Raw genomic sequence first — 23,587 nt, 5'->3', positions numbered from 1 at the left:
CTCGCCCAAGACGTGAAGAACAGCCCCGGGATTCTAGCCGCCTCGGCGCTGGACACCGCCCCCGCGCACGCATTACCCTTGCCACCACTGCACACGCAATCGGACGCAGCGGCCCGTCGGCCCAGGCCCCACGCCTCCTCGACGACCGATTCGCTGCCCACCGCCGACCCGCGTAGACGACCTCCTCGCTGTTCCGTCGCCGCATGCCACGCGGCGCACGTTGTATGTGGATTTGTAGGATCGTGCCGGCACGGGCACGACATTGATCGCAATAACTCAAGGCAAAGCCCTGCAGGCGCGGCTCCGACCGTGGCCGGCGACCGTAAGACCCGATGTCGACCTGATGAATTCCGAACTCGCGCACGACGCGAATCCGCCAGCCACGAGCGCGCCGCCACAGCAGCAGGAAATGCGGCTGGCGGTGGTGCATGGGCAAGCGGTGCTGCAGATCCCGCAGGATCTGTATATTCCGCCGGACGCGCTGGAAGTCATCCTGGATGCCTTCGAAGGTCCGCTGGACCTGCTGCTGTATCTGATCCGCCGCCAGAATCTGGACATCCTGGATATCCCCGTCGCCGAGATCACCCGGCAGTACGTGGATTACATCAACGTAATGCAGGAGCTGCGCTTCGAACTGGCGGCCGAATATCTGGTGATGGCCGCGATCCTGGCCGAGATCAAGTCGCGCATGCTGTTGCCGCGCCCGCCCAGCGAGGAAGGCGAAGAAAACGATCCGCGCGCCGAGCTGGTGCGCCGGCTACAGGAATACGAACGCTTCAAGCAGGCTGCCGAGGATCTGGACACCCTGCCGCGCATGGGCCGCGACAGCGCGCCGGTGCAGGCGCATCTACCCGAGCGCGCCGCGGTCAAGCTGCCGCCGCCGGTGGAACTGAAAGAAATGCTGATGGCGCTGTACGACGTGCTCAAACGCGCCGAACTGTTCACCGGCCATGCGATCAAGCGCGAGGCGCTGAGCGTGCGCCAGCGCATGGGCGATGTGCTGAGCCGCCTGGACGATGGCAGGTTCTACCGTTTCGAATCGCTGTTCACGGCCGAAGAAGGCAAGCTCGGCGTGCTGGTCACCTTCCTGGCGCTGCTCGAATTGGCCAAGGAGCAGTTGCTGGACATCGTGCAGGAGGCGCCGCTGGCGCCGATCTACGTGAAGTCGCTGGCCTTGGGCAATACCAATGCGCCGCTGCAATTCTCCAGCGAATTCGACGACAGCGATGCCGCCAACGAACCCCTCTGAAGCCGATCACCGAATGGATCAAGCGTTGATCACCCGCATTATCGAAGCCGCCCTGCTGGCGAGCAGCCAGCCGCTGACGCTGGCGCAGCTGCAGGGCGTGTTTCCGGAAGAAGAACCGGCGCCGCCCGGCAGCGTCGAGCGTGCGCTGGAACTGCTGCGCGACGGCTGCGCCGAGCGCGGCGTGGAGCTGGTCGAGGTGGCCTCGGGGTTCCGCTTCCAGGTCAAGGCGGACGTGCATGGCTGGGTCGCCCGGCTGTGGACCGAGCGCCGCACCAAGTACACCCGCGCCACGCTGGAAACCCTGGCACTGATCGCCTACCGCCAGCCGATCACCCGCGGCGAGATCGAGCAGGTGCGCGGCGTGGCGGTCAGCAGCAACATCATCCAGGCGCTGGAAGAACGCGAGTGGATCCGCGTGGTCGGCCACCGCGACGTGCCCGGCAAGCCGGCCCTGTTCGGCACTACCAAGGGCTTTCTGGATTACTTCGGGCTCAAGCGATTGGACGAGCTGCCGCCATTGTCTGAGTTGAAGGACATTGCCGAGCTGGAACCGCAGCTGCCGCTGGACCGCGACGGCCAACTGGATGGCGCGGTGCCGGCGTCGGCGGCGATGGGTGCGGAGCATGCTGAAGCGGGTCCGGATACGGATCCAGACCCGGATAGTGCGGATGCAGATGGCGCCGGCGCCGATGCGGCGATTGCCGCCCGGACTGACGCGGCAGCGGATGTTGGCGCTGACGTGGACGCCGACCCGGGCGACGACGCGCAGGAACAGCGCGATGCCGAGGAGGTGCTGCCGGCATCGGACAGCACCACCGATGCAACCAGCGACAGCAACGATGCAATGCACGCCGATGCCGATGCCGAGCTGGCCGTCGATGCCGATGGCGATGGCGATACCGATGTTGATGTAGACGACAGCGACCAGATCGCCAGCCCAGGCACTGCAGTCGACGACGAACACGAACACCACGCCGACGCGGTCGATGACCAGGCCAGCGCCGATGAATCGAGTAACGACACACCGCAACACCCCGAGCATGCCTCGGCGCAGGACCCAAAACCGTTGAACCCAGATGACGCCCGTGAGGGCGACCCCGACACCGCGCCGGGAACGCGCGCGGACGCAGTGAACGAAGACGAAGACAACGCCGTCGCGACGACGACCGTGGCTGTTGACGAAGCCGATTCCGAACCAGAGGCCGACCCAGAACGCGTCGGCCGGAGCCAGACACATGAGTGACACCCCCCGCAAGCTGTCGTTGAACAAGCTTTCCCTCAAGCGCGACAGCGCGCCCGAAGCGCCCAAGCTGGAAGAGCGCCTGCACAAGGTGCTGGCCCAGGCCGGACTGGGGTCGCGCCGCGCGCTGGAACAGCGCATTGCCGATGGCCTGATCAAGGTCAATAGCGCCGTCGCGCAGACCGGCATGTCGGTGCGCAGCGGCGACAAGATCGAGCTGGATGGCCGCAGTTTCGTGGCCAGCGCGCTGACCGAGCCCTCGCGCGTGCTGATCTACAACAAGCCCGAAGGCGAAGTGACCACCCGCGAAGACCCCGAAGGCCGCCCGACCGTGTTCGAGTCGCTGCCGGCATTGAAGGGCTCGCGCTGGATCGCCATCGGCCGCCTGGACATCAACACTACCGGCCTGCTGCTGCTGACCACCGACGGTGAGCTGGCCAACGCGATGATGCATCCCTCCTACGAGGTCGAGCGCGAATACGTGGTGCGCGTACGCGCCCCGGAAGGCGAGGACAAGGTCTCCGACGCCATCATCGAGCGCCTGTCGCGCGGCGTGCTGCTGGAAGACGGCGGCGCCAAGTTCGACGAGATCGAACGCATCGGCGGCACCGACTCGCACGACTGGTTCCGCGTGGTGGTCAAGGAAGGCCGCAACCGCGAAGTGCGTCGCCTGTGGGAGTCGCAGGGCTGCCAGGTCAGTCGCCTCAAGCGCAGCCGCTACGGCAAGATCTCGCTGCCGCGCGAACTGCTGCGTGGGCAGTCCATCGAAGTGGCGCAGGACAAGGTCGACAGCCTGCGTGCCGAACTCAAGCTGGAAGAAGGCGCGCCGTCGGCGCTGACGCTGCAGCCGGTGATCGGCCAGCGCCGCGCCGCCAAGTCCACCGTGCACGTCTCGCGCGATGGCCGCAGCAATGCCTACGTCAACGGCCAGACCTCCGGCGCCGACGAAGGACGCGAACTGCGCCGCTTCGACAACCCGCGCGAAGATCGCGGCGGCCGTGGCCGTGGCAAGCCGGGCGGTTTCCGCGGCGGCCTCACCGTCAGCGGCGAAGCGGCAGCCAAGCAGTCGCAGCAGCGCCCATTCAAGCAACGCGCCCCCTCCAAGGGCGACCGCGGCCTTCCGGACGGCAACCCGGCCGCGTTCCGCAGCTGGTACGTGCCCGATGGCGTGAGCACCGGCCCGAGCGGCCACCGCAATGCCGGCCCCGGTGGCCCTGGCACCGGCCAGGCGCGCCCGTACGCGAAGAAGGGTCCGGGCGGTGCACGCCCAGGTGGCGGCGCGGGCAATGCACGCCCTGGCGCGGGCGGCGCGGGACGTGGCGGCGCCGGTAGCGGACAGGGCCAGTCGCAGGGCCAGGGTCAGCGCAAGCACCCGTACGGTCATCCGGGCAATGCGCCGAGCTTTCCGTCCGATCACGCCAACCCGGGTTTCAGCCCGTATGGCGCGGCACGTCCGGCGGCCGGTCGCCCGACCGGCGCACGCGCGGGTGGCCCCGGTGGCAACCGTGGTCCGGGCGGCAATCGCGGTCCGGGTGGTCCGGGCGGCGCGCCGCGTGGACCGGGTGGTCGCCCGCCGGGTGGCGGCAATCGTCGTCCGCCAGGCGGCGGTAATCGCGGTCGCTAAGCTGCGGCACGCGCAATAAAAAACGGCCCTGCAAAGGGCCGTTTTTTATTGGTGTTTCCGTTCGCGCCCGGCATCGCAGTTGCTGGAAACAGCAGCGACACCGAGTTCGTACAGCAACAGCGCTGAGCCCACTGTCTGGGGGCGCTGCGCGTTCACGCAGGCGTCGACCATTGGCGACGCTTGCGCTGCATGCACAGCGTCTTACTTGCGACGCTCGATGACGAAGTTGCCCACCGCCACGCCCAGATCGACGCCCTCGCCCGTGCCGGCCAGGGCCAGCGAAATGTCGCCCTTGGTGACCACCTGTGCCGTGCTGGACTTGACCACGCCGGCATGCGCTTCGGCCGCCGCGTAGGTGCCGAACAGATCATTGAGGCTGTAGGCGCCGGAGAAGGTGCCGCGGCCGCCGACAATCTTGGACTTGCCGACGGTCAGGCCGCCGCCCTTGCTGGAGATCTTGACCGGGATCACCGCGCCGTTGTCGCACTTGATGGTGCCGGTGCCGCTGGCGGTCTTGTAGAACACCGACCAGCCCGACAGGTTGAACGACAGCTGGCAGTCGATGTTGCCGGCGGCCTGCGCCTGCGGTGCAAGCGTTGCGGCGCCCAGCAGCGCGAAGAGGGAAAGGGACTTGATCATGCGGGCATTCCGGTTGGTGAACGTGGCGCCGAGCCTAGCAGCGCCGATGTGGCAGCCGCGACAACATGCCGGCACCACGCATGCGACCGTTCAGCGAATCATTATTTCGCCGGCCCGCGGCCTGCGCAGCCACAGTCTGCAATGGCGGCATGGGATGATTGCGGCATGCCACGCACCGCCTACAGCCTGCTCTTCGCCGCCCTGCTGCTGCCCACCCTCGCCCACTGCGGCGAGACCATCCCGACCCAGGGCTATACCGTCGTGCGCACCTATCCGCACGACACCGCCGCCTTTACCGAAGGCCTGTTCTATCTCGACGGCTACCTGTACGAGAGCACCGGCGAACTGGGCCAGTCCAGCGTGCGCAAGGTCGAGCTGGCGACCGGCCGCGTCCTGCAGCAGGCCTCGACACCGGCGCCGTTTTTCGGCGAAGGCATCGTGGCCTGGCACGACCGCCTGATCCAGCTGACCTGGCGCAACCAGCGCGGGTTTGTCTACGACCTGGCCACGCTGACGCCGCGCACGCAGTTCAGTTATTCCGGCGAGGGCTGGGCGCTGACCCGCGACGACAGCAGCCTGTACATGAGCGATGGCACTGCCCGCATTCGACGGCTGGATCCGCAGACGCTGCAGCAGGTCGGCAGCATCAAGGTCACTGCCGGCGGCAGGGCGCTGGACAATCTCAACGAGCTGGAATGGGTCAACGGCGAGCTGTTGGCGAACGTCTGGCTGACCACCCGCATCGCACGCATCGACCCGGCCAGCGGCAAGGTGATCGCCTGGATCGACTTGAAGGCGCTGGTGCCGGACGCCGACACCCTGAGCGACCCAAGCAACGATGTACTCAACGGCATCGCCTACGACGCCGAGCACGATCGTCTGTTCGTCACCGGCAAGCGGTGGCCGAAGATCTACGAGATCAAGTTGGGTGAGTAGCGGGGATTGGGGATTGGGGATTCGCAACAGCGGGCAAACGGATAGCTGTGCCTTGCCTGCTTGCACCAATCCCTAATCCCTAATCCCGAATCACAAAGCCATCCGCATCCAGCATCGCCGGGAAGCGTGCGCGGTGTTCGGCCAGGGCGGCAGCGCTGACGGTGGTGGTGACCACCTGTGGCTGCTCGCGGATTTCCACCTGCGGCTGGCCGAGGAAATCGATCACGGCGCTGTCGCCGGCGTAGTGCAGCTGATTGCCGTCGACGCCGACGCGGTTGACCGCTGCCACAAAGCACAGGTTCTCGATCGCGCGTGCGCGCAGCAACGTCTTCCAGGCATAGGCGCGCGCGGACGGCCAGTTGGCGACGAACAGTTGCAGATCGAAATCCAGCTGGCCCGGCCGCTCGACATCGAAGCGATTGCGGCAGAACACCGGAAAGCGCAGGTCGTAGCAGACCTGCGGATTGATCCGCCAGCCCTTCCACTCCACCGTCAGGCGATCGCGCCCGGCCGCGTAGCGCAGGTGCTCGTTGCCGAAGCGGAACAGATGGCGCTTGTCGTAATACTGCAGCGCCCCGTCCGGCGTGGCCCACAGCAGCCGGTTGAACACGCCTTCGGGCGTGCGCAATTGCACGCTACCGGTGACGGCAGCATCCAGCCGCGCCGCCTGCGCACGCACCCAGGCCACGGTCGGCCCGTCCATGTCCTCGGCCTTGTCGATGGCGTCGTTGGAGAACCCGCTGGTGAAGGTCTCCGGCAGGATCACCAGATCGGTCTGCCCGGCCAACGGCTCCAGCAACGCACCGTAATAGTCGCGATTGCCGGCCGGGTCATGCCAGCGGGTGTCACCTTGGATCAGGGAGATGCGCAGGTCGTTCATTAAAGGCTCGGGATTCGGGAGTGGGATTTGGGATTCGAACGGCGGGTTTCGGGTGGCTTCCTGTCATCGGCATTCTGCGAACTCGTCAACAAACGACCAACCGCTTTTACGATTCCCTAATCCCGATTCCCGAATCCCAGCGCGTCAGAGCTGCTGCAACCGCGCGATCGCCGCATCCAGCGTCGCATCGTTCTTGGCGAAGCACAGCCGCGCCAGTCGTTGCCCTTGCGGCGCGGTCTCGTAGAACGGCGACAGCGGAATCGCGGCCACGCCCTTTTCCACCGTCAGCCACTTCACGAACTCGGTGTCGGGCAGGTCGCTGATCGCCGAATAGTCGACCAGCTGGAAGTAGCCGCCGGGCACCGGTAACGGCTTCAGGCGCGTGGTCAGCAACTGTTCGCGGAAACGGTCGCGCTTGGCCTGGTAGAACGCGCCGAGGTGTTCGTCGTGTTCGGGTTCGTCGCGAATCATCGCGGCGAATGCGTGCTGGGCCGGACCGAAGCTGGTGAAGGTGTTGTACTGGTGCACCTTGCGGAACTCGGCGCTCAGTGCCGGCGGCGCGATGGCGTAGCCGATCTTCCAGCCGGTGCAGTGATAGGTCTTGCCGAAGCTGGAAATCACGAACGCGCGCTCGCGCAGTTCCGGCCAGCGCAACACCGATTCGTGGCGGCGGCCGTCGAACACGATGTGTTCGTACACCTCGTCCGAGAGCAGGAAGATGTCGCTGCCGCGCAACAGCTCGGTCAAGCGCTGCATGTCATCGGCAGACAGCATCGCGCCGGAGGGATTGTGCGGCGAGTTGATCATCAGCAGGCGCGTCTTCGGCGTGATCGCCGCGCGTAGCGCCGGCCAATCGATGGCGAAGGTCTGCGGGTCCAGCGCCACGTGCACGGCGCGCGCGCCGGCCAGGTCGATCGCCGGCTCGTAGCAGTCGTAGGCCGGGTCCAGCACGATGACCTCCTCGCCTGCGCGCACCACCGCGTGGGTGGCGTTGAAGATCGCCTCGGTGGCCCCGCTGGTGACGGTGATCTCGCTGTCGGCATCGACCTGCGCGCCGTAGCAGCGCTGCGCCTTGCCGGCGATGGCCTGGCGCAGGACCGCAACGCCGGTCATCGGCGGGTACTGGTTGTGGCCGGCCGCCATGGCCTTGGTCAGTTCATCGACCAGCCGCTGCGGCACCGCGAAATCGGGAAAACCCTGGCCCAGATTCACCGCGCCGTGTTCGGCCGCCAGCTGCGACATGACGGTGAAGATGGTGGTGCCCACCTTGGGCAGCTTGGTCGTGAGGGGCATCGGGCCTGTCCGGGCAACAAACGGGGGGACCGCGAGTGTACGCAAAGCCGCCAGGCGGTTGCGCCCAGGCAATGCAAAACAGCGTTCCCGGACACATCACGCCGCCGAACGCGCCCCCGGCAGCGCGCCATCGTCGCTACAATGCGCGCCCTGCCTCGCCCACCCCATGCCGTCCTGCGACGGGAGCCCGCTGCGCCGATGATCGAACCGCTGCACACTGCGCCACCGCTGCTGGCGGCGCGCGCGCTGGCTTTCAGCCGCAACGAGGAGCCGGTGTTCGGCCCGCTGGATTTCCATGTCGATGCCGGCGAGGCGCTGCTGGTGCAAGGTGACAACGGCGCCGGCAAGACCACGCTGCTGCGGGTGCTGGCCGGGCTGCTGCATGTGGAGCGCGGGCAGATCCAGATTGACGGCAAGACCGCGCGGCGCGGCGACCGCAGCCGCTTCATGGCCTATCTGGGCCATTTGCCGGGGCTGAAGGCCGATCTCAGCACGCTGGAGAACCTGCACTTCCTGTGCGGCCTGCATGGCCGCCGCGCCAAACAGATGCCCGGCAGTGCGCTGGCCATCGTCGGTCTGGCCGGCTACGAGGATGCGTTGGTGCGGCAGCTGTCGGCCGGCCAGCGCAAGCGCCTGGCGCTGGCGCGGCTGTGGTTGTCGCCGGCCCCGCTGTGGCTGCTGGACGAGCCCTACGCCAACCTGGACCTGGACGGCATCACCCTGGTCAACCGGATGATCTCCGCGCACCTGCGCGGCGGTGGCGCGGCGCTGGTCACCACCCACGGCGCCTATGCGGCGCCGCCGGTACGCACGCGCATGCTCACGCTGGAGGCGGCGGCATGAGCCTGCATTCGCCACAACCCTCGCTGTGGCAGGCCGCGCGCGCGCTGCTCAGCCGCGACCTGCAGCTGCTGTGGCGCCGTCGCAGCGATGCCTTGCAGCCGGCGCTGTTCGCCCTGCTGATCGTGGTGTTGTTCGCGCTGGGCCTGGGCGGTCGCCCGGACCTGCTGGCGCAGGCCGCACCGGCGGTGCTGTGGCTGTCGGTGCTGCTGGCCGGCCTGCTGTCGCTGGATGCGTTGTTCCGCAGCGACGTGGAAGACGGCTCGATGGAGCAATGGCTGCTGGCGCCGGTGCCGTTGGCGTGGCTGATCGCGGTGCGCGTGCTACTGCACTGGGCGACCAGCGCGCTGCCGTTGATCGCGGTGACGCCGCTGCTGGGCGAATTGCTGCACCTGCCACATGACCAACTACCAGTGCTGCTGGCATCGTTGGCGCTGGGCACACCGCTTCTGAGCCTGCTTGGTGCCGTGGTCGCGGCGCTGACGGTGACGATGAAACGCTCTGGTATTCTCGTGGCGTTGCTGGCGTTGCCGTTGTACGTGCCGGTGCTGGTGTTCGGTGCCGGCAGTGTCGCGGCCAGCGGACAAGGGCAGGATGCGGTGGGTGCGTTGTTGTTGCTGGGCGCCGGATTAGTGATCGGCGTGGTGCTGGCACCGCTGGCTGCGGCTGCCGCAATCCGGATTTCCTTGAGTTGAGCCCTGCGGTCGATGCGCTGTCGACAAGACGCTCCACTCATTGCGTTGTTGCTGTTTCGAGAGCCAATGCCATTCCAAAGGCTGCTGCCATCGCATGAACGTCGTCGCCCGCTGGTTCCACCAACTCGCCTCGCCTCCGATCTTCGACCGTTTCACTGCGCGCTGGGCGCCGTGGTGCTACGCGCTGGCCGCGGTGTTGCTGGGCGTGGGCATCTGGCAGGCCTTGTTTGCGGTCCCGGCCGACTACCAGCAGGGCGATAGCTTCCGCATTCTGTATATCCATGTGCCGAGCGCGTGGATGAGCCTGTTCGTGTTCGGGCTGATGGCGGTGTACGCGGCGATCGCGCTGATCTGGCGCATCAAGATCTGCGAAATCCTGGCCATGGCCTGCGCGCCGATCGGCGCGGCGTTCACCGTGATCACCCTGCTGACCGGCAGCATCTGGGGCAAGCCGATGTGGGGCGCCTGGTGGGATTGGGACCCGCGCCTGACCACCGAGCTGATCCTGCTGTTCCTGTATCTGGGCGTGATCGGTCTGTACCAGGCCATCGACGATCGCCGTCAGGCCGCGCGCGCGGCCGCCTTGCTGGCGATCGTCGGCGTGGCGCTGCTGCCGGTGATCCGCTATTCGGTGGTGTGGTGGAATTCGCTGCATCAGGGCCAGAGCATCCGCCTGCTCGGCCCCTCCAGCATCGATGCCAGCATGCTGCTGCCGCTGTGGCTGATGGTGATCGGCACCAAGTTCTGGTTCGCCGGTTCGCTGCTGACGCGTGCGCGCGCCGACAACCTGCGCCGCGAGGCCGGCAAGGCCTGGATCGTGCGCGATGCGCCGGAGCACGCGGCATGAGCTACCTGCCCTACGTCATCGCTGCCTACGCGGTATTCGTGCTGGTGCTGCTGTGGGACCTGATCGCCGGCCGCTGGCAGCTGCGCCGCGCGACGAAGATCGCGCAGGCGCGGCATCTGCGCGAGCGCAAGCGCGCGGTGCCCAGCGATGCGGAGCTGATCCGGTGAACCCGCAACGGCGCCGCCGGATCTGGCTGGTGATCGCGCTGGTGCTGGCCGGTGGCCTGGCGACCGCGCTGGTGGCGATGGCACTGCAGCGCAACGTGGCTTATCTGTACACACCGTCGGAAGTGCTGCGCGGCGACGCCGGCGAGCATGCGCGCTTCCGGCTCGGCGGCATGGTGGAGAAAGGCTCGTTCCAACGTGCGTCCGGTTCGCTGGAAGCGCAGTTCCGGGTCACCGATGGCGATGCACAGTTGCCGGTGCGTTACGACCGCATCCTGCCGGACCTGTTTCGCGAAGGCCAGGCGGTGGTGGCGACCGGGCGCATGCAGAACGGCGTCTTCGTTGCCGAAGATGTGCTGGCCAAGCACGACGAGACCTATATGCCGAAGGAAGTCGCCGACAAGATGGGCAGCGCGCACCGCAAGCATGACGTGCCGGCGGCCGCAGACCAGGCCGGAGCGCTGCGTTGATGGCAGGGGTCAAAACGTTCGCCTTGCTGCGCTGTGATCGCTTGCAGCTTACTTGCGTGGCCGACGATGTCGCCGTGCCCGGGCAGGCGCATGCAGACGCTGCCCGGCGGCCGCCCCTGCATTGCGCCGGCAAGCGTCGCACCACTGCCTGCCCACCAACGCGCCAACCCGATGCTGCCTGAGCTCGGCACCTTCCTGCTGATTCTGGCCTTGCTGGTGGCCCTGGTGCAGGCCGCGCTACCGCTGGCCGGTGCGCAGCGTGGGCGCAGCAGCTGGATGGCGGTCGCGCGGCCGGCCGCGTTGCTGCAGCTGGGCCTGATCGCAGCGGCCTTCGCGCTGCTGACGCATGCCTTCCTGGTGCAGGATTTTTCGGTGCGCTATGTCGCCGAGAATTCCAACAGCCTGCTGCCGGTGATGTATCGCTACTCGGCGGTATGGGGTGCGCACGAAGGCTCATTATTGCTGTGGACGCTGGTGCTGGCGCTGTGGACCGGGGCGGTGGCGCTGTGGTCGCGGCAGTTGCCCGCGCAGGTGGTGGCGCGCGTGCTGGGGGTAATGGCGCTGGTCAGCATCGGCTTCCTGGCGTTTTTGCTGTTCACCTCCAATCCGTTCGCGCGCTTGTTGCCGGTGCCGCTGGAAGGCGCCGACCTGAATCCGCTATTGCAGGACCCGGGGCTGATCATCCATCCGCCGATGCTGTATTGCGGCTATGTCGGTTTCGCGGTGCCGTTCGCCTTCGCCATCGCCGCGTTGCTGGAAGGCCGCATGGATGCGCGCTGGCTGCGCTGGACGCGGCCATGGACCAATGTGGCCTGGGCCATGCTCACCGTCGGCATCGCACTTGGCAGCTGGTGGGCGTATTACGAGCTGGGCTGGGGCGGCTGGTGGTTCTGGGACCCGGTGGAAAACGCCAGTTTCATGCCGTGGCTGGTGGGCACCGCCTTGCTGCATTCGCAGGCGGTCACCGAAAAGCGCGGCAGCTTCGCCAGCTGGACCTTGCTGCTGGCGATCGCCGCCTTTTCGCTGTCGTTGCTGGGCACCTTCCTGGTGCGCTCGGGCGTGCTGACCAGCGTGCATGCGTTTGCGGCCGACCCGTCGCGCGGCCTGTTCATCCTGGTGTTCCTGCTGGCGGTGGTCGGTGGTTCGCTGCTGCTGTACGCACTGCGTGCGCCGCGCCTGTCGCTGCTCGATGACCCGCGCCGCGCGTTCGCCGGCAGCTCGCGCGAAACCTTGCTGCTGTTGAACAACCTGCTGCTCGCCTGCGCCTGCGCAATGGTGTTGCTGGGCACGCTGTATCCGCTGCTGGCCGACGCCTTGGGCCTGGGCAAGCTGTCGGTGGGGCCGCCCTACTTCGGCACCTTGTTCCTGGTGCTGATGGCGCCGTTGGTGGCGCTGTTGCCGTTCGGCCCGCTGACCCGCTGGCAGCGCGAGCAGGCCTCGCGTCCGCTGGCGATGCTCGCACCATGGGCAGGCCTGGCGGTTGCCGCAGGCGTGCTGGCCTGGTTCGCCGCGCCGCAGGGCCAGTGGAAGGCGGCACTCGGCGTGGCCGGCGCGGCCTGGGTACTGCTGGGCACGCTGCGTTTCCTGTGGACGCGGCGCGCGGCCAAGGGCCGCAAGCTCACTGCCGAAATGCTGGGCATGCTGCTGGCGCACCTGGGCGTGGCGGTGTTTTTGGCCGGTGCGTTGCTGGTGGAATCACTGAGCCTGCAGCGCGAGGTCGCACTGGCGCCCGGGCAGCAGATGCAGATCGGCCGCTACGCGCTGCACTTCGATAATGTCGAAGAACTGCGCGGGCCCAATTACGTCTCCGACCGTGCCAATCTGCAGGTGTTCAAGGACGATGCGCCGGTCGGCCTGCTGCATGCGGAAAAACGCCGCTACGCCAGCGGCGGGCAGACCTTGACCGAGGCGGCGATCCGTCCCGGCCCGTTCGGCGACCTGTATGTCGCGCTTGGCGAACCCCTGGGCAATCAGGCCTGGGCGGTCCGCGTCCACCTCAAACCGTTCGTCCGCTGGATCTGGCTGGGGGCGCTGCTGATGGCGCTTGGCGGCCTGGTCACCGCGGCCGACCGGCGTTTTCGTCGTTCTCCGGAGATCCAAGATGGTTGAGTCACGTTCACCCCGCCTGCCTACTGCGGTTCTGGTAGGTGCCATCGTGCTGCTGCTCGCGCTGGCAGCGCTGCTGGTCTATGCGGTGGTGCGCTCCGGTCAGGACGATCGCGATGCTTTGCCTTCTGCGCTGATCGGCAAGCCGGCGCCGGAGTTCGCGCTGCCGCTGCTGCACGACCCCAGCATCGTGGTGCATGCGCGCGAACTGCGCGGCGCGCCGTACATCATCAACGTGTGGGGCAGCTGGTGCCCGGCCTGCCGCGAGGAGCACCCGGTGCTGAGCCGCTTTGCGCTGACCAAGCGCGTGCGCGTGATCGGCTACAACTGGAAGGACGAGCGCAACGATGCGCTACGCTGGCTCGAACAGCTGGGCAACCCCTACCTGCTGGTGGTCGCCGACAAAGACGGCCGTACCGCGATCGACTTCGGCATCGCTGCGGCACCGGAGACCTTTCTGGTCGACGGGCGCGGCGTGGTGCGCTGGAAGTACAGCGGCATGCTCACCCAATCCATCATCGACACGCAGCTGATTCCGGTGCTGAGCAAGATCGAGCGCTCGCCCAGTGCCGCACCGGACCTGCACGCCAAGCAATGATGCGCGCCTGGCTGCTGACGCTGCTGCTGTTGCCCTGGCTGGCCCTGGCCCAGCCGGTCGGCGACCCGGCGCCGCTGCGCTATGCCTCAGCCGAAGAAGAAGCACGCTTTCATGCGCTCACCGCCGAGCTGCGCTGCGTGCAGTGCCAGAACCAGTCGCTGGCCGATTCCAATGCGCAGATTGCCCAGGACCTGCGCCGCGAAGTGCTGGCGCTGATGCACGCAGGCCGCAGCAATGCGCAGATCCGCCAGTTCCTGGTCGCGCGCTATGGCGAGTTCGTGCTGTACCGCCCGCGCGTGGAATCGCGCACCTGGCTGCTGTGGTTCGGCCCGCTGCTGGTGTTGTTGCTGGGCGCTGGCGCCATTGTGTTGCTGGTGCGCCGACGCAGCGTGGCTGCGCCTGCCCTGCCCGCCGATGAGCAGGAGTGGTGATGGCCGGCTTCGTCAGTGCGGTGGTGGTGCTGGCCCTGCTCGTCTTCGGCGTGGCGCTGCGGCCGCTATGGCGCGAGGCACGCGGGCTGACCGCCAGCATCGCAGTGTTGCTGCTGGCGGCGAGCGCGGCGCTGTACTGGCTGGTCGGCACACCGAGCGCGATTCAGGCGCCGGCCGAGCGGCCGGCCACGCCACGCTCGCTGGATGAAGCCATCGTGCAACTGCGCGCCGCGCTGGCGCGCAATCCCGATCAGGCCGAAGGCTGGGTGTTGCTGGGGCGCTCGCTGTCCAGCCAACAGAAATTCGCCGAAGCGCGCGATGCGTTTGCGCGCGCGGTCGCGCTGCGTCCGGACGAGCCGGATGTGCTGGTGGCTGCCGCGCAGTCGCGCATGCTCGCCGACGACAGCGGGCGCCCGGATCCGCAGGCCATGCGCCTGCTGGAACATGCGCTGGCGGTGCAACCGGACCATCAACGCGCACGCTGGTTCCTGGGCGTGGTGCAGCGCCAGGCCGGTCAGCCGGCCAAGGCCAGCGAGACCTGGGAGCCGTTGTTGCGCGTGGTGGATGCCTCTACCCGCCCCGGCCTGCTGGAACAGATCAACGCCGCGCGCCAGGAAGCCAGGCTGGCGCCGATCCAGACGCCGGCTACGCCTGCCGCCGATGCAGCCAGCGGCAAACGCATCCAGGTACGCGTGACGCTGGATGCCGAGTTCGCCAAACGCGCCGGGTTGCCGGGCGACACCAGCGTCTTCGTGATTGCGCGCGCCGCCGACACGCCGATGCCGGTGGCGGTGGAAAAACACGCGCTGCGCGAGCTGCCGTTGACCATCACCCTGGACGACGGCGACAGCCCGATGCCGACGCGCCGGCTGTCGTCGCTGGACACCGTGCAGGTGCTGGCACGGCTATCGCGCAGCGGCAACGCAATGCGCCAGGCCGATGACGTCGAAAGCGTGCCGTTGATGGTGGAACTGCCCACTGCCGCGCCGGTGGAGCTGGTAATCGGTCGCTGATTGCCCGCCACGTGTCGACGCGACGCAATCAACGATGACGCCGCACCGGAGTGAGTCGGCAGCGGTGTTGAAAACCATGCACACCCAACATCTCCACTGGTCCTTGCCCGCCCATCGTCGCGGGACCTTACGCGGCATGGATGCCGCGTAAGAGCCTACACGGACGTACTTGCGGCGTGTCCTGCGATGGTGGGCGGGCAAGGGCCCTGCAGCAAACTCGCAACGTCGAGGGCAAGGACACCGCACCAGGCAGTGTGCTGATTGTTTTGCTGAAAACCACGCACACCGACCATCTCCACTGGTCCTTGCAGCAAACTCGCAACGTCGAGGGCAAGGACCCTGCAACCAAACCGCAGATCCGCCGCTCTGCAGAGTGGCATCACACAGAGCAACGACTCAAACCGATTCCCAATTCCCGAATCCCCAATCCCGAATCCCATCCTGCCCCCCGGCACCTGCCATGGCAGATAGAATTGCCGCATGACCGAATTCATTCCCCCCGGCACGCTGTTCCACGCGCTGCCCTCGCCGTTTCCGATGAAGCGCGGTGGTGTGCTGCTGCAGGCGCGTGTCGCCTACGAAACCTGGGGCACGCTGGCAGCCGATCGCAGCAATGCGGTGTTGATCGTCACCGGTCTGTCGCCGAATGCGCATGCCGCGGCAAATCCGGCCAATCCCGAGCCGGGCTGGTGGGAAGCAATGCTCGGGCCTGGCAAGCCGATCGATACCGAACGCTGGTTCGTGGTCTGCGTCAATTCGTTGGGCAGCTGCAAGGGCTCGACCGGCCCGGCGTCGATCGACCCTGCCACCGGCACGCGGTATCGCCTGGGTTTCCCGGAACTGTCGATCGAAGATGTGGCCGATGCCGCAGCCGACGTGGTGCGCGCGTTGGGCATCGAGCAACTGGCCTGCCTGATCGGCAACTCGATGGGCGGCATGACCGCACTGGCCTTGTTGCTGCGCCACCCCGGCATCGCGCGCAGCCATATCAATATCTCCGGCAGTGCGCAGGCGCTGCCGTTCTCGATCGCGATCCGCTCGCTGCAGCGCGAAGCCATCCGCCTGGATCCGCACTGGAACGGCGGCCATTACGACAACACGTGTTACCCGGAATCGGGCATGCGCATGGCGCGCAAGCTCGGCGTGATCACCTACCGCTCGGCACTGGAATGGGACGGCCGCTTCGGCCGCGTGCGGCTGGATTCCGAACAGGCCGCCGACGATCCGTTCGGCCTGGAATTCCAGGTCGAAAGTTATCTGGAAGGCCATGCGCGCCGCTTCGTGCGCTTCTTCGATCCCAATTGCTATCTGTATCTGAGCCGCTCGATGGACTGGTTCGATCTGGCCGAGTATGTCGACAACAGCCCGGCCATCGACGCGCGTATCGATGACACGCAAACCGACGACACTGCTGTCGCCGCCAGGCCGGATACAGGCATCTCGACCGACGCCACGGTGCTGGCCGGCCTGGCGCAGATCCGCATCGCGCGGGCGCTGGCGATCGGTGCCAACACCGACATCCTGTTCCCGGTGCAGCAACAGGAACAGATCGCGGAAGGCCTGCGCGCCGGCGGTGCCGAGGCACACTTCATCGGGCTGGATTCGCCACAAGGCCACGATGCCTTCCTGGTCGATTTTGCGCGCTTCGGGCCGGCGGTACGCAACTTCCTGGATGCTTGCTGATTTCCAGACCTGCGCAACGGCGGCGTGGTCCGTCACGGCAGCAGAGCCTGCCGCGCAAGACGCTGGCGCTGCTGTTCCTGATCGGCATGACCGCCATGGTGGTTGCAGGTCGCCTGCCGGCGCTGCTGGCGCTGTGGTACGCGGCTGCAAGCTTGCTGGCGATGCTGATCTACCGGCTCGACAAGAGCGCAGCCCAACGCGGCCGGCAACGCACACCGGAAGCCACCCTGCACCTCATCGCACTGCTCGGCGGCTGGCCGGGCGCGTTGCTGGCGCAGGCGCTGTTCCGGCATAAATCCAGCAAGGCGGCCTTCCAGCTGCGGTTCTGGATCACTGTCGTAGCGAACGTCGCCGCCTTGTATTGGGCATGCCGCCAACCTGCGCTGATGGCAGCACTCCACGCATTGCTGGGGTGAGCGGCGCCTGCGTGATACATGCGCACAACCGGTCAGTGCGAACCGGCAACAGCATCCTCAGGCCAACGGCTCCAGCGCACCGGCCCGCAGGCGATAGCGTCGCTGCACCACGCCATCGGGCACCCTGTCGTGGGTGATCATCACCAGGCTGCGCTCGCCCAGCGCGGCAGCTAGATCCAGCAGCAAGGCGTGCGCGGTATCCACATCCAGGCCGTCGGTGGGTTCGTCCAGCAGCAGGATCGGCGCCTCGCGCAGCAAGGCGCGCGCCAGCGCCAGCCGGCGCGCCTGGCCAGCCGAGAGCGTGGCGCCGTTTTCGCCGACCCAGGTGTCCAGGCCGTTTTGCGCGGTGGCCCAGGCGCGCAGACGCACCTGGTCCAGCGCGTTCCACATGGCCGTATCGCCTGCGCCGGCATCGCCGATGCGCAGGTTGTCGCGCACCGTGCCGGCAAACACCGGGGCATTCTGCGGCAGCCAGGCGATGCGTTGATGCCATTGCGCCTGCGCGAAGTGGCGCAGGTCGATATCGGCGTAGCTCACCTGCCCGGCCTGCGGGTCCCACAGCCGCAACAGCACTGCGGACAAGCTGCTCTTGCCGCTGCCGCTGTCACCGCTGATGGCGATGCGCTCGCCAGGCGCCAGGCTCAGATCGAGCGCCTGCAGCAGCGGGCGTCCGCTGCCCGGCCACGCAAAACTGACCTGTTGCAGGCGCAGCGTGCCGCTGCGTGGCGCATCCACTGGCTGCGACGGATCGACGACCGACGGCGCCTGGTCGACGATGGACTGCAGGCGCTTGGCCGCAACGCGCGCGCTCTGCAGCGCCTGCAAGGCGAGCCCGGCGCCGGCCCAGACCTCCAGCAATGCCATGGTCAGGAACACCAGCCCAGCCGCCATTTCCGCAGCAATCAATCCACGTTCTGCCGCGCTCAACCCAAGCCACAACATGCCGGCCAGACCGATACCGCCGCAGACCGCATGCAGCAGGTTGCCGCCGATCAGGCGACGGCGCTGCAGGCGATCGCCATCGACCACCGCCGCCGCCGTTGCATCGACCTGATGCAGCCAGGCACCTTGCGCATCCACCGCAGCGAGATCGGCCGCACCTTCCAGGCCCTCGAACGCCTGCGTGCGCAAGGCGGTGCGTTGCCGGGCGCGCAGCTGTTCGCGCTGCGCACCGCCGCGCGCCACCTGCCACGGCACCATGCCGCCGATGACCACGCCCAGCACCACCAGCAACACGCCAGCCGGCGGATAGATCAGCGCCGCTGCCACCACGCCGGCCACCCAGATGCCGAGCAATGCGCTCAACGGCGCCAACGCGCGCACGCTCACGCCATCGACCTCGCCGATGTCGGACATCAGCCGCGCCAGCAGATCGCCGGTGCGCGTGGCCGACAGGCGGCCCGGCGCCAGCGGCAACGCGCGGCGGAAGAACCACACGCGTAGGTCGCGGGCGATGCGCAGCGTGGCGTCGTGGCCGATCAATTTTTCGCCATAACGCGAAACGATGCGCGCAAAGGTCAGCGCGCGAATGCCGGCCGAGGGCGAAAAGAAATTGAAGCCGCTGCCCATGCCGGCGACACCGGCCAAAGCAGCGGCGGTCAGGAAACTGCCGGACAGGCCGAGCAGGCCCACGCCGGCCAGCATGGTGACAAGGACCAACAGCGCCGACAGCAGCAGGCGCCAGGCATGCCGGCGAAACACATCGCGCAGACGGTCGGGCTGTGTGTCGTTCATGGCAGCTCCGCTGTGACGGTGGCGCCGCGCAGGTCGATCACCGTGTCGGCCCAGCGCATCACCGCCGCGCTGTGCGTGGCCAGCACCACCGCGCGGCCGCGTGCGAACACACCCAGGGTGCGCAGCAACTCCGCTTCGGTGTCCGGATTGAGGAAGGCAGTGGGTTCGTCCAGCAGCAACAGGTCCGGCTCACGCAGCAACAGCCGCGCCAGGGCCACGCGCCGCGCTTCGCCACCGGACAACCCGAAGCCGCGCTCGCCGATCTGCGTGTCCAGGCCCGCAGGCAGCTGCGCGGCAAAGCGCAGCACCTGCGCAGCGTCGGCCACCGCGTGCAGGCGCGCAGCGCCGGCCTGCGGATCGGCCAGGCGCAGGTTGTCGGCGATGCTGCCGTGAAACAGATACGGCCGCTGCGTGGCATAGCCGATGCGAGTCCCCTGCCGCAGCACCACGCTGCCGGCCTCCGGCGCCAGCCAGCCGGCCAGGCCCTCCAGCAAGGTGCTCTTGCCGCTGCCACTGGCACCGATCACGGCAACGCGCTGCCCGGGCTGCAAGGTCAGCGAAAAATGCGCGACCACCGTGTGCGGCGCGCCCGGCGGCCGTAGCGCAAGATCGCGCGCCTGCAAGAGCGGGGCGTGTGCCTGGGCCGGTTCCAGTGCACGCAAGGGCGGCACCGTCACCGGTGGCGTTGCCGATGCCGGCGCGAAGCCTTCCAGCAGGCGCTCGGCTTCGGCCACCGCCGCCAGCGCATTGGCACGGTCGTGGTAATGCGCCGCCAGCCGCCGCAACGGCGCAAAGAATTCCGGCGCCAGCAGCAGGCAGAACATGCCCGCGCCCAGCGTCGGCAAGCCGTGCAGATCGAGCATGCCCAGATAGGTCAGGCCGAAGTACAGCGCCACGATCGCCACGCTCACCGAGGCGAAGAATTCCAGCACCGTGGACGACAGGAAGGCGATGCGCAGCACCTTGAGCGAACGCTCGCGCACGCCTTCGGCCGCCGCGGCAATGCCGCTCAACTCGGCCTCGCCGCGGCCATACACGCGCAACAGGCCCAGGCCCTTGAGGCGATCGGCAAAGTGCCCGCCCATCCGCGCCAGCTCGCTCAGCTGGTCGCGCCCGGCGGCTTCGGCGCCCCAGCCCACCAGCATCATGAAGAACGGAATCAGCGGTGCGGTCAGCAGCAGCACCAGGCCCACCACCCAATCGACCGAAAACACCGCGACCAGGATCAGCGGCGGCACCAGCAGCATCTCGGTGCGTGCGAGCTGGTAGCCGACGAAGTAGCCCTCCAGCGCATCGGTATGCGCCAGGCTCAATTCGCCCAGTTCGCCGCTGCGCTGCCGACGCAGCCACACCGGCCCATGCTGCACCAGGCGGCGCGCGATGCGGGCACGCAGTTCGCGCCTGGCCACATCGGCCACCTCGCCGGTCAGCGACTGCGCCCAGGCATTGAGCAGCGCGCGCCCTACCAGCGCACAGACCAGCCCCGCCCCCACGTCGCGCAATTGCGCCAGCGCCAGATGCTGCACCAGCACCGCCTGCAGCAACCACGCGATCGCCGCCGCCTGCGCCAGCAGCAGTACCCCAGACACCGCCACCGCCACGCCGGCCAGGCGCCGCGCACGCGTGGCCGGGGCCGCCAGTGCATCCAGCCATTGGCCGCGTTGACGGCGCTGGGCTGGCGTTTCGCTGGCTCGCACGCTGGGCTGGCTCACATCGCTCTCAAGGAAGACATCGTGTTGCAAGCGATTGTAAGTCGCCACTTCCCGCTACGGGCTGCGCATTGTGCCGCACCCGCCCGCCGCGGCATTGATCTGGATCAACGCGCGTGTCGCGGCAAGCGCAGATGATCGGCTGCATTCCTTCATCGACACCCAACCAGGCCCACCCGCCATGATCGACTCGACAGTTGTTGAACTGTCGCGGCTGCAGTTCGCAGTCACCGCGATGTACCACTTCATCTTTCCGCCGCTGACCATGGGCCTGTCGTTCCTGCTCGGCATCATGGAAAGCGTCTATGTGATGACCGGCAAGGACATCTGGCGGCGCATGACCATGTTCTGGGGCGTGCTGTTCGGCATCAACTTTGCCATGGGCGTGGGCACCGGCATCGTGATGGAATTCGAGTTCGGCATGAACTGGTCTTACTACAGCCATTACGTCGGCGACATCTTCGGTGCGCCGCTGGCGATCGAAGGCCTGATGGCGTTCTTTCTGGAAGCGACCTTCCTGGGCCTGTTCTTTCTCGGCTGGAACCGGCTGAGCAAGGTGCAGCACCTGGCCACCACCTGGCTGGTGGCGCTGGGCAGCAACTTCTCGGCACTGTGGATCCTGATCGCCAACGGCTGGATGCAGAACCCGACCGGCGCGGTGTTCAACCCGGACACCATGCGCATGGAAGTGGTCGATTTCATGGCGGTGCTGTTCAACCCGGTGGCACAGGCCAAGTTCGTGCACACCGTCAGCGCCGGCTACGTGCTCGGCGCGGTGTTCGTGATGGCGATCAGCGCGTTCTATCTGCTGCGCGGCACCCATGTGGAGATGGCGCGGCGTTCGTTCGCAGTGGCTGCCGCGTTCGGCCTGTTGTCCTCGCTGTCGGTGGTGGTGCTCGGCGACGAGAGCGGCTACGCCGCCAACGAACACCAGAAGATGAAGCTGGCGGCGATCGAGGCGATGTGGGAAACCGAAGCCGCCCCGGCCGACTTCACCGCATTCGGCATTCCCAACCAGCAGACCCATCGCAACGACTACGCGGTCAAGATCCCGTACCTGATGGGTCTGATCGCCACACGTTCGCTGGACCAGCCGATCCCCGGCATCCTGGAACTGGTCGGCCGTGCCGAGCATCGCATCCGCGGCGGCCAGATCGCCTACGGCGCGCTGCAACGCATCCGCGCCAACAAGGACGATGCCGAAGCGCGCAAGGTCTTCGAGGCACATTGGCAGGATCTGGGCCACGGCCTGCTGCTCAAGCGCTATCGCGACGATATCGGCAATGCCACGCCGCAGCAGATCGCCCAGGCCGCGATGGACACCGTGCCGCGGGTGCTGCCGCTGTTCTGGACCTTCCGCATCATGGCCGCCATCGGCATCTACCTGATCGCCTTCTTCGCCATCGCGTTCTGGTTCGCCTGCAAGCACAACTTCGAGGAAAAACGCTGGTTCCTGACCCTGGCGCTGTGGAGCCTGCCGCTGCCGTGGATCGCGATCGAGTGCGGTTGGTTCGTGGCCGAGTACGGCCGCCAGCCATGGGCGGTGGAAGGCGTGCTGCCGACCTTCTATGCCGCCTCGGGACTGGATCTGTACGAAATCGTGTTGACCCTGGTCGGCTTCACCGCGCTGTACACCACGCTGTTGGTGATCGCGATCAAGCTGTCGCTGAAGACCATCCGCAAGGGCCCGGATGCGCTATTTCCACCGAGCCAACGCACCCCGTCGCCGCACGGCAGCTCGCCCCACGCGTCCTCACCCGACGCCCCATTGAGCACCGGCGCGCTGGCCGGCGGCGCACCGTAAGCCAGGAGAGACAACCATGGATTTCATCTTGCTCGACTACACCACATTGCGCGTGATCTGGTGGCTGTTGCTCGGCGTATTGCTGTCCGGCTACGCGGTGATGGGCGGCTTCGATCTGGGCGTCAGCACCCTGCTGCCGCTGGTGGCCCGCAACGATGCCGAACGCCGGCTGGTGATCAACACCATCGGCCCGGTCTGGGAAGGCAGCCAGGTCTGGCTGATCCTGGGCGGCGGCGCGATCTTCGCCGCATTCCCGCCGTTGTATGCGGTGAGTTTTTCCGGGTTCTATCTGGCGATGTTCCTGATCCTGTTCGCACTGATCCTGCGCCCGGTCGGGTTCAAGTTCCGCGGCAAGCTGGCCGACCAGCGCTGGCGCAGCAACTGGGACTGGGCGTTGTTCGTCGGCGGCTGCATTCCGGCGCTGATCATGGGCGTGGCGGTCGGCAATGTGCTGCTCGGTGTGCCGTTCCACTTCGACGCCAGCATGCGCACGTTCTATACCGGCAACCTGTTCGGGCTGCTGACGCCGTTCGCGCTGCTCGCCGGCCTGCTCAGCGTGGCGATGTTGATGGCGCACGGCGCGGCGATGCTGGTACTGAAGACCGACGGACCGGTGGCCGAGCGTGCGGCGCGTTTTGGCAGCATCGCCGCGCTCTGCGCGGTGGCGCTGTTTGCCGCCGCCGGTGCATGGGTGGCGCTGGGTCTGCCGGGCTACGCAGTGACTTCGCTCCTGGCAACCGATGCGCCGACCAATCCGCTTGGCAAGACCGCCGCACTCACCGCAGCCGGCGGCTGGCTGCACAACTACAGCAGCATGCCGGCCACATTGATGGCACCGCTGATCGGCCTGGTCGGACTGGCAATGAATGCGCTGCTATTGCGTGTGCGTCGCGGCGGCCTGGCGTTCATCGCCTCGGGTTGCGCCATCGTCGGCATCGTCTTTACCGTCGGCTTTGCGTTGTTCCCGTTCCTGTTGCCCTCGTCCACCGCACCGAGCGCAAGCCTGACGCTGTGGGATGCCTCCAGCAGCCACCTGACGCTGTGGATCATGCTGCTGGCGACCACGCTGTTCATGCCGATCGTGCTGGCCTACACAAGCTGGGTCTATCGCGTGCTCAAGGGCAAGGTCACCGCCGACGAACTCTCGGCCAATCCAAACGCCTACTGAGCATGCCCGCTGCGCGTTGCGATGCACAGCTGCATCGCGCTCGCAGCA

At 67.3% G+C, this 23,587-nt stretch carries 22 protein-coding genes; 17 read left to right on the top strand and 5 right to left on the bottom strand.

Features of this window, described 5'->3' with window-relative positions; translation table 11 throughout:
* Window positions 1-343: 343 nt before the first annotated feature.
* The 3 genes from ABQ137_RS16955 to ABQ137_RS16945 are packed head-to-tail and all read left to right on the top strand — an operon-like array spanning window position 344 to window position 4,113.
* Window positions 344-1,249, top strand: coding sequence for a segregation and condensation protein A (locus ABQ137_RS16955; RefSeq protein WP_024940608.1), 906 nt, complete (start codon window positions 344-346; stop codon window positions 1,247-1,249).
* On the top strand, window positions 1,227-2,492 hold the full coding sequence (gene scpB, locus ABQ137_RS16950) for an SMC-Scp complex subunit ScpB (protein WP_503021232.1): 1,266 nt from the start codon (window positions 1,227-1,229) through the stop codon (window positions 2,490-2,492). Before ABQ137_RS16955 ends, scpB begins: the two co-directional genes overlap by 23 nt.
* Complete coding sequence (locus ABQ137_RS16945; protein WP_349783232.1) at window positions 2,485-4,113, top strand: pseudouridine synthase; 1,629 nt, start codon at window positions 2,485-2,487, stop codon at window positions 4,111-4,113. The genes scpB and ABQ137_RS16945 overlap by 8 nt, the downstream gene beginning before the upstream one ends.
* A gap of 201 nt (window positions 4,114-4,314) precedes the next feature.
* Here the strand turns inward: ABQ137_RS16945 and ABQ137_RS16940 are convergent, their stop codons facing one another.
* Window positions 4,315-4,752 carry a hypothetical protein gene (locus ABQ137_RS16940; RefSeq protein ID WP_016904973.1) on the bottom strand — a complete coding sequence of 146 codons (438 nt, stop codon included), beginning with the start codon at window positions 4,750-4,752 and terminating at the stop codon, window positions 4,315-4,317.
* A gap of 165 nt (window positions 4,753-4,917) precedes the next feature.
* Here ABQ137_RS16940 and ABQ137_RS16935 point away from each other — a divergent pair, with 165 nt between their 5' ends.
* Window positions 4,918-5,688: a glutaminyl-peptide cyclotransferase gene (locus tag ABQ137_RS16935; RefSeq protein ID WP_349783231.1), complete on the top strand. Its 771-nt coding sequence runs from the start codon at window positions 4,918-4,920 to the stop codon at window positions 5,686-5,688.
* A 79-nt stretch (window positions 5,689-5,767) separates the two neighbouring features.
* Here the strand turns inward: ABQ137_RS16935 and ABQ137_RS16930 are convergent, their stop codons facing one another.
* Both ABQ137_RS16930 and ABQ137_RS16925 read right to left on the bottom strand, forming a co-directional pair.
* The gene (locus ABQ137_RS16930; RefSeq protein ID WP_104568380.1) at window positions 5,768-6,568 is read right to left on the bottom strand and encodes an amidohydrolase; all 801 of its coding nucleotides are present in this window, start codon (window positions 6,566-6,568) and stop codon (window positions 5,768-5,770) included.
* 144 nt (window positions 6,569-6,712) lie between these two features.
* The gene (locus ABQ137_RS16925) at window positions 6,713-7,861 is read right to left on the bottom strand and encodes a pyridoxal phosphate-dependent aminotransferase (protein WP_349783230.1); all 1,149 of its coding nucleotides are present in this window, start codon (window positions 7,859-7,861) and stop codon (window positions 6,713-6,715) included.
* Between the two features lie 198 nt (window positions 7,862-8,059).
* Between ABQ137_RS16925 and ccmA the strand changes: the two genes are divergently transcribed.
* The 11 genes from ccmA (at window position 8,060) to ABQ137_RS16870 (ending at window position 17,124) form a co-directional block, all read left to right on the top strand.
* Window positions 8,060-8,704: a heme ABC exporter ATP-binding protein CcmA gene (gene ccmA / locus ABQ137_RS16920; RefSeq protein ID WP_024939979.1), complete on the top strand. Its 645-nt coding sequence runs from the start codon at window positions 8,060-8,062 to the stop codon at window positions 8,702-8,704.
* Window positions 8,701-9,396 (top strand): heme exporter protein CcmB, encoded by a 696-nt coding sequence (gene ccmB, locus ABQ137_RS16915; RefSeq protein ID WP_006452115.1) that lies wholly within the window; start codon window positions 8,701-8,703, stop codon window positions 9,394-9,396. Before ccmA ends, ccmB begins: the two co-directional genes overlap by 4 nt.
* Window positions 9,397-9,490: 94 nt before the next feature.
* Complete coding sequence (ccmC, locus tag ABQ137_RS16910; protein ID WP_104554234.1) at window positions 9,491-10,243, top strand: heme ABC transporter permease CcmC; 753 nt, start codon at window positions 9,491-9,493, stop codon at window positions 10,241-10,243.
* Entirely contained in the window at window positions 10,240-10,410 is a 171-nt protein-coding gene (locus ABQ137_RS16905; RefSeq protein ID WP_047125263.1) for a heme exporter protein CcmD, read from the top strand. The genes ccmC and ABQ137_RS16905 overlap by 4 nt, the downstream gene beginning before the upstream one ends.
* Window positions 10,407-10,877: a cytochrome c maturation protein CcmE gene (gene ccmE / locus ABQ137_RS16900; protein WP_039515161.1), complete on the top strand. Its 471-nt coding sequence runs from the start codon at window positions 10,407-10,409 to the stop codon at window positions 10,875-10,877. Before ABQ137_RS16905 ends, ccmE begins: the two co-directional genes overlap by 4 nt.
* Before the next feature lie 171 nt (window positions 10,878-11,048).
* Complete coding sequence (locus ABQ137_RS16895) at window positions 11,049-12,986, top strand: heme lyase CcmF/NrfE family subunit (protein ID WP_126966094.1); 1,938 nt, start codon at window positions 11,049-11,051, stop codon at window positions 12,984-12,986.
* A complete protein-coding gene (locus tag ABQ137_RS16890; protein WP_024939984.1) occupies window positions 12,979-13,581 on the top strand; it encodes a DsbE family thiol:disulfide interchange protein in 603 nt (200 codons plus the stop codon). Before ABQ137_RS16895 ends, ABQ137_RS16890 begins: the two co-directional genes overlap by 8 nt.
* Window positions 13,578-14,012 carry a cytochrome c-type biogenesis protein gene (locus tag ABQ137_RS16885; protein ID WP_184632085.1) on the top strand — a complete coding sequence of 145 codons (435 nt, stop codon included), beginning with the start codon at window positions 13,578-13,580 and terminating at the stop codon, window positions 14,010-14,012. The genes ABQ137_RS16890 and ABQ137_RS16885 overlap by 4 nt, the downstream gene beginning before the upstream one ends.
* Window positions 14,012-15,025, top strand: coding sequence for a tetratricopeptide repeat protein (locus tag ABQ137_RS16880; protein ID WP_349783229.1), 1,014 nt, complete (start codon window positions 14,012-14,014; stop codon window positions 15,023-15,025). The genes ABQ137_RS16885 and ABQ137_RS16880 overlap by 1 nt, the downstream gene beginning before the upstream one ends.
* Window positions 15,026-15,505: 480 nt before the next feature.
* Window positions 15,506-16,708 (top strand): homoserine O-acetyltransferase MetX, encoded by a 1,203-nt coding sequence (gene metX / locus ABQ137_RS16875; protein ID WP_349783228.1) that lies wholly within the window; start codon window positions 15,506-15,508, stop codon window positions 16,706-16,708.
* Window positions 16,702-17,124, top strand: coding sequence for a DUF1294 domain-containing protein (locus tag ABQ137_RS16870; RefSeq protein WP_349783227.1), 423 nt, complete (start codon window positions 16,702-16,704; stop codon window positions 17,122-17,124). The genes metX and ABQ137_RS16870 overlap by 7 nt, the downstream gene beginning before the upstream one ends.
* Before the next feature lie 57 nt (window positions 17,125-17,181).
* On the opposite strand, the gene cydC is transcribed toward ABQ137_RS16870, so the two are convergent.
* Complete coding sequence (gene cydC / locus ABQ137_RS16865; protein WP_349783226.1) at window positions 17,182-18,858, bottom strand: thiol reductant ABC exporter subunit CydC; 1,677 nt, start codon at window positions 18,856-18,858, stop codon at window positions 17,182-17,184.
* Window positions 18,855-20,600: a thiol reductant ABC exporter subunit CydD gene (cydD, locus tag ABQ137_RS16860; RefSeq protein WP_349783225.1), complete on the bottom strand. Its 1,746-nt coding sequence runs from the start codon at window positions 20,598-20,600 to the stop codon at window positions 18,855-18,857. The genes cydC and cydD overlap by 4 nt, the downstream gene beginning before the upstream one ends.
* 148 nt (window positions 20,601-20,748) lie before the next feature.
* Between cydD and ABQ137_RS16855 the strand changes: the two genes are divergently transcribed.
* Together ABQ137_RS16855 and cydB are read left to right on the top strand one after the other, a co-directional pair.
* Complete coding sequence (locus tag ABQ137_RS16855) at window positions 20,749-22,371, top strand: cytochrome ubiquinol oxidase subunit I (protein ID WP_349783224.1); 1,623 nt, start codon at window positions 20,749-20,751, stop codon at window positions 22,369-22,371.
* A gap of 16 nt (window positions 22,372-22,387) precedes the next feature.
* Entirely contained in the window at window positions 22,388-23,539 is a 1,152-nt protein-coding gene (gene cydB, locus ABQ137_RS16850) for a cytochrome d ubiquinol oxidase subunit II (RefSeq protein WP_054591565.1), read from the top strand.
* The last annotated feature ends 48 nt before the right edge of the window (window positions 23,540-23,587 follow it).

The organism is Xanthomonas sp. WHRI 8393, from assembly GCF_040203315.1.
Lineage (GTDB): Bacteria > Pseudomonadota > Gammaproteobacteria > Xanthomonadales > Xanthomonadaceae > Xanthomonas > Xanthomonas arboricola.
Note: the sequence above shows the minus strand (reverse complement) of the source record. Positions and strands in the feature narration are given on the sequence as shown.

What these genes read in the sequence shown, in the direction of transcription:
- ABQ137_RS16955 (WP_024940608.1), top strand. Translation starts at nt 344, where the DNA reads ATGAATTCCGAACTCGCGCACGACGCGAATCCGCCAGCCACGAGCGCG.
- scpB (WP_503021232.1), top strand. Translation starts at nt 1,227, where the DNA reads ATGCCGCCAACGAACCCCTCTGAAGCCGATCACCGAATGGATCAAGCG.
- ABQ137_RS16945 (WP_349783232.1), top strand. Translation starts at nt 2,485, where the DNA reads ATGAGTGACACCCCCCGCAAGCTGTCGTTGAACAAGCTTTCCCTCAAG.
- ABQ137_RS16940 (WP_016904973.1), bottom strand. Translation starts at nt 4,752, where the DNA reads ATGATCAAGTCCCTTTCCCTCTTCGCGCTGCTGGGCGCCGCAACGCTT.
- ABQ137_RS16935 (WP_349783231.1), top strand. Translation starts at nt 4,918, where the DNA reads ATGCCACGCACCGCCTACAGCCTGCTCTTCGCCGCCCTGCTGCTGCCC.
- ABQ137_RS16930 (WP_104568380.1), bottom strand. Translation starts at nt 6,568, where the DNA reads ATGAACGACCTGCGCATCTCCCTGATCCAAGGTGACACCCGCTGGCAT.
- ABQ137_RS16925 (WP_349783230.1), bottom strand. Translation starts at nt 7,861, where the DNA reads ATGCCCCTCACGACCAAGCTGCCCAAGGTGGGCACCACCATCTTCACC.
- ccmA (WP_024939979.1), top strand. Translation starts at nt 8,060, where the DNA reads ATGATCGAACCGCTGCACACTGCGCCACCGCTGCTGGCGGCGCGCGCG.
- ccmB (WP_006452115.1), top strand. Translation starts at nt 8,701, where the DNA reads ATGAGCCTGCATTCGCCACAACCCTCGCTGTGGCAGGCCGCGCGCGCG.
- ccmC (WP_104554234.1), top strand. Translation starts at nt 9,491, where the DNA reads ATGAACGTCGTCGCCCGCTGGTTCCACCAACTCGCCTCGCCTCCGATC.
- ABQ137_RS16905 (WP_047125263.1), top strand. Translation starts at nt 10,240, where the DNA reads ATGAGCTACCTGCCCTACGTCATCGCTGCCTACGCGGTATTCGTGCTG.
- ABQ137_RS16895 (WP_126966094.1), top strand. Translation starts at nt 11,049, where the DNA reads ATGCTGCCTGAGCTCGGCACCTTCCTGCTGATTCTGGCCTTGCTGGTG.
- ABQ137_RS16890 (WP_024939984.1), top strand. Translation starts at nt 12,979, where the DNA reads ATGGTTGAGTCACGTTCACCCCGCCTGCCTACTGCGGTTCTGGTAGGT.
- ABQ137_RS16885 (WP_184632085.1), top strand. Translation starts at nt 13,578, where the DNA reads ATGATGCGCGCCTGGCTGCTGACGCTGCTGCTGTTGCCCTGGCTGGCC.
- ABQ137_RS16880 (WP_349783229.1), top strand. Translation starts at nt 14,012, where the DNA reads ATGGCCGGCTTCGTCAGTGCGGTGGTGGTGCTGGCCCTGCTCGTCTTC.
- metX (WP_349783228.1), top strand. Translation starts at nt 15,506, where the DNA reads ATGACCGAATTCATTCCCCCCGGCACGCTGTTCCACGCGCTGCCCTCG.
- cydC (WP_349783226.1), bottom strand. Translation starts at nt 18,858, where the DNA reads ATGAACGACACACAGCCCGACCGTCTGCGCGATGTGTTTCGCCGGCAT.
- ABQ137_RS16855 (WP_349783224.1), top strand. Translation starts at nt 20,749, where the DNA reads ATGATCGACTCGACAGTTGTTGAACTGTCGCGGCTGCAGTTCGCAGTC.
- cydB (WP_054591565.1), top strand. Translation starts at nt 22,388, where the DNA reads ATGGATTTCATCTTGCTCGACTACACCACATTGCGCGTGATCTGGTGG.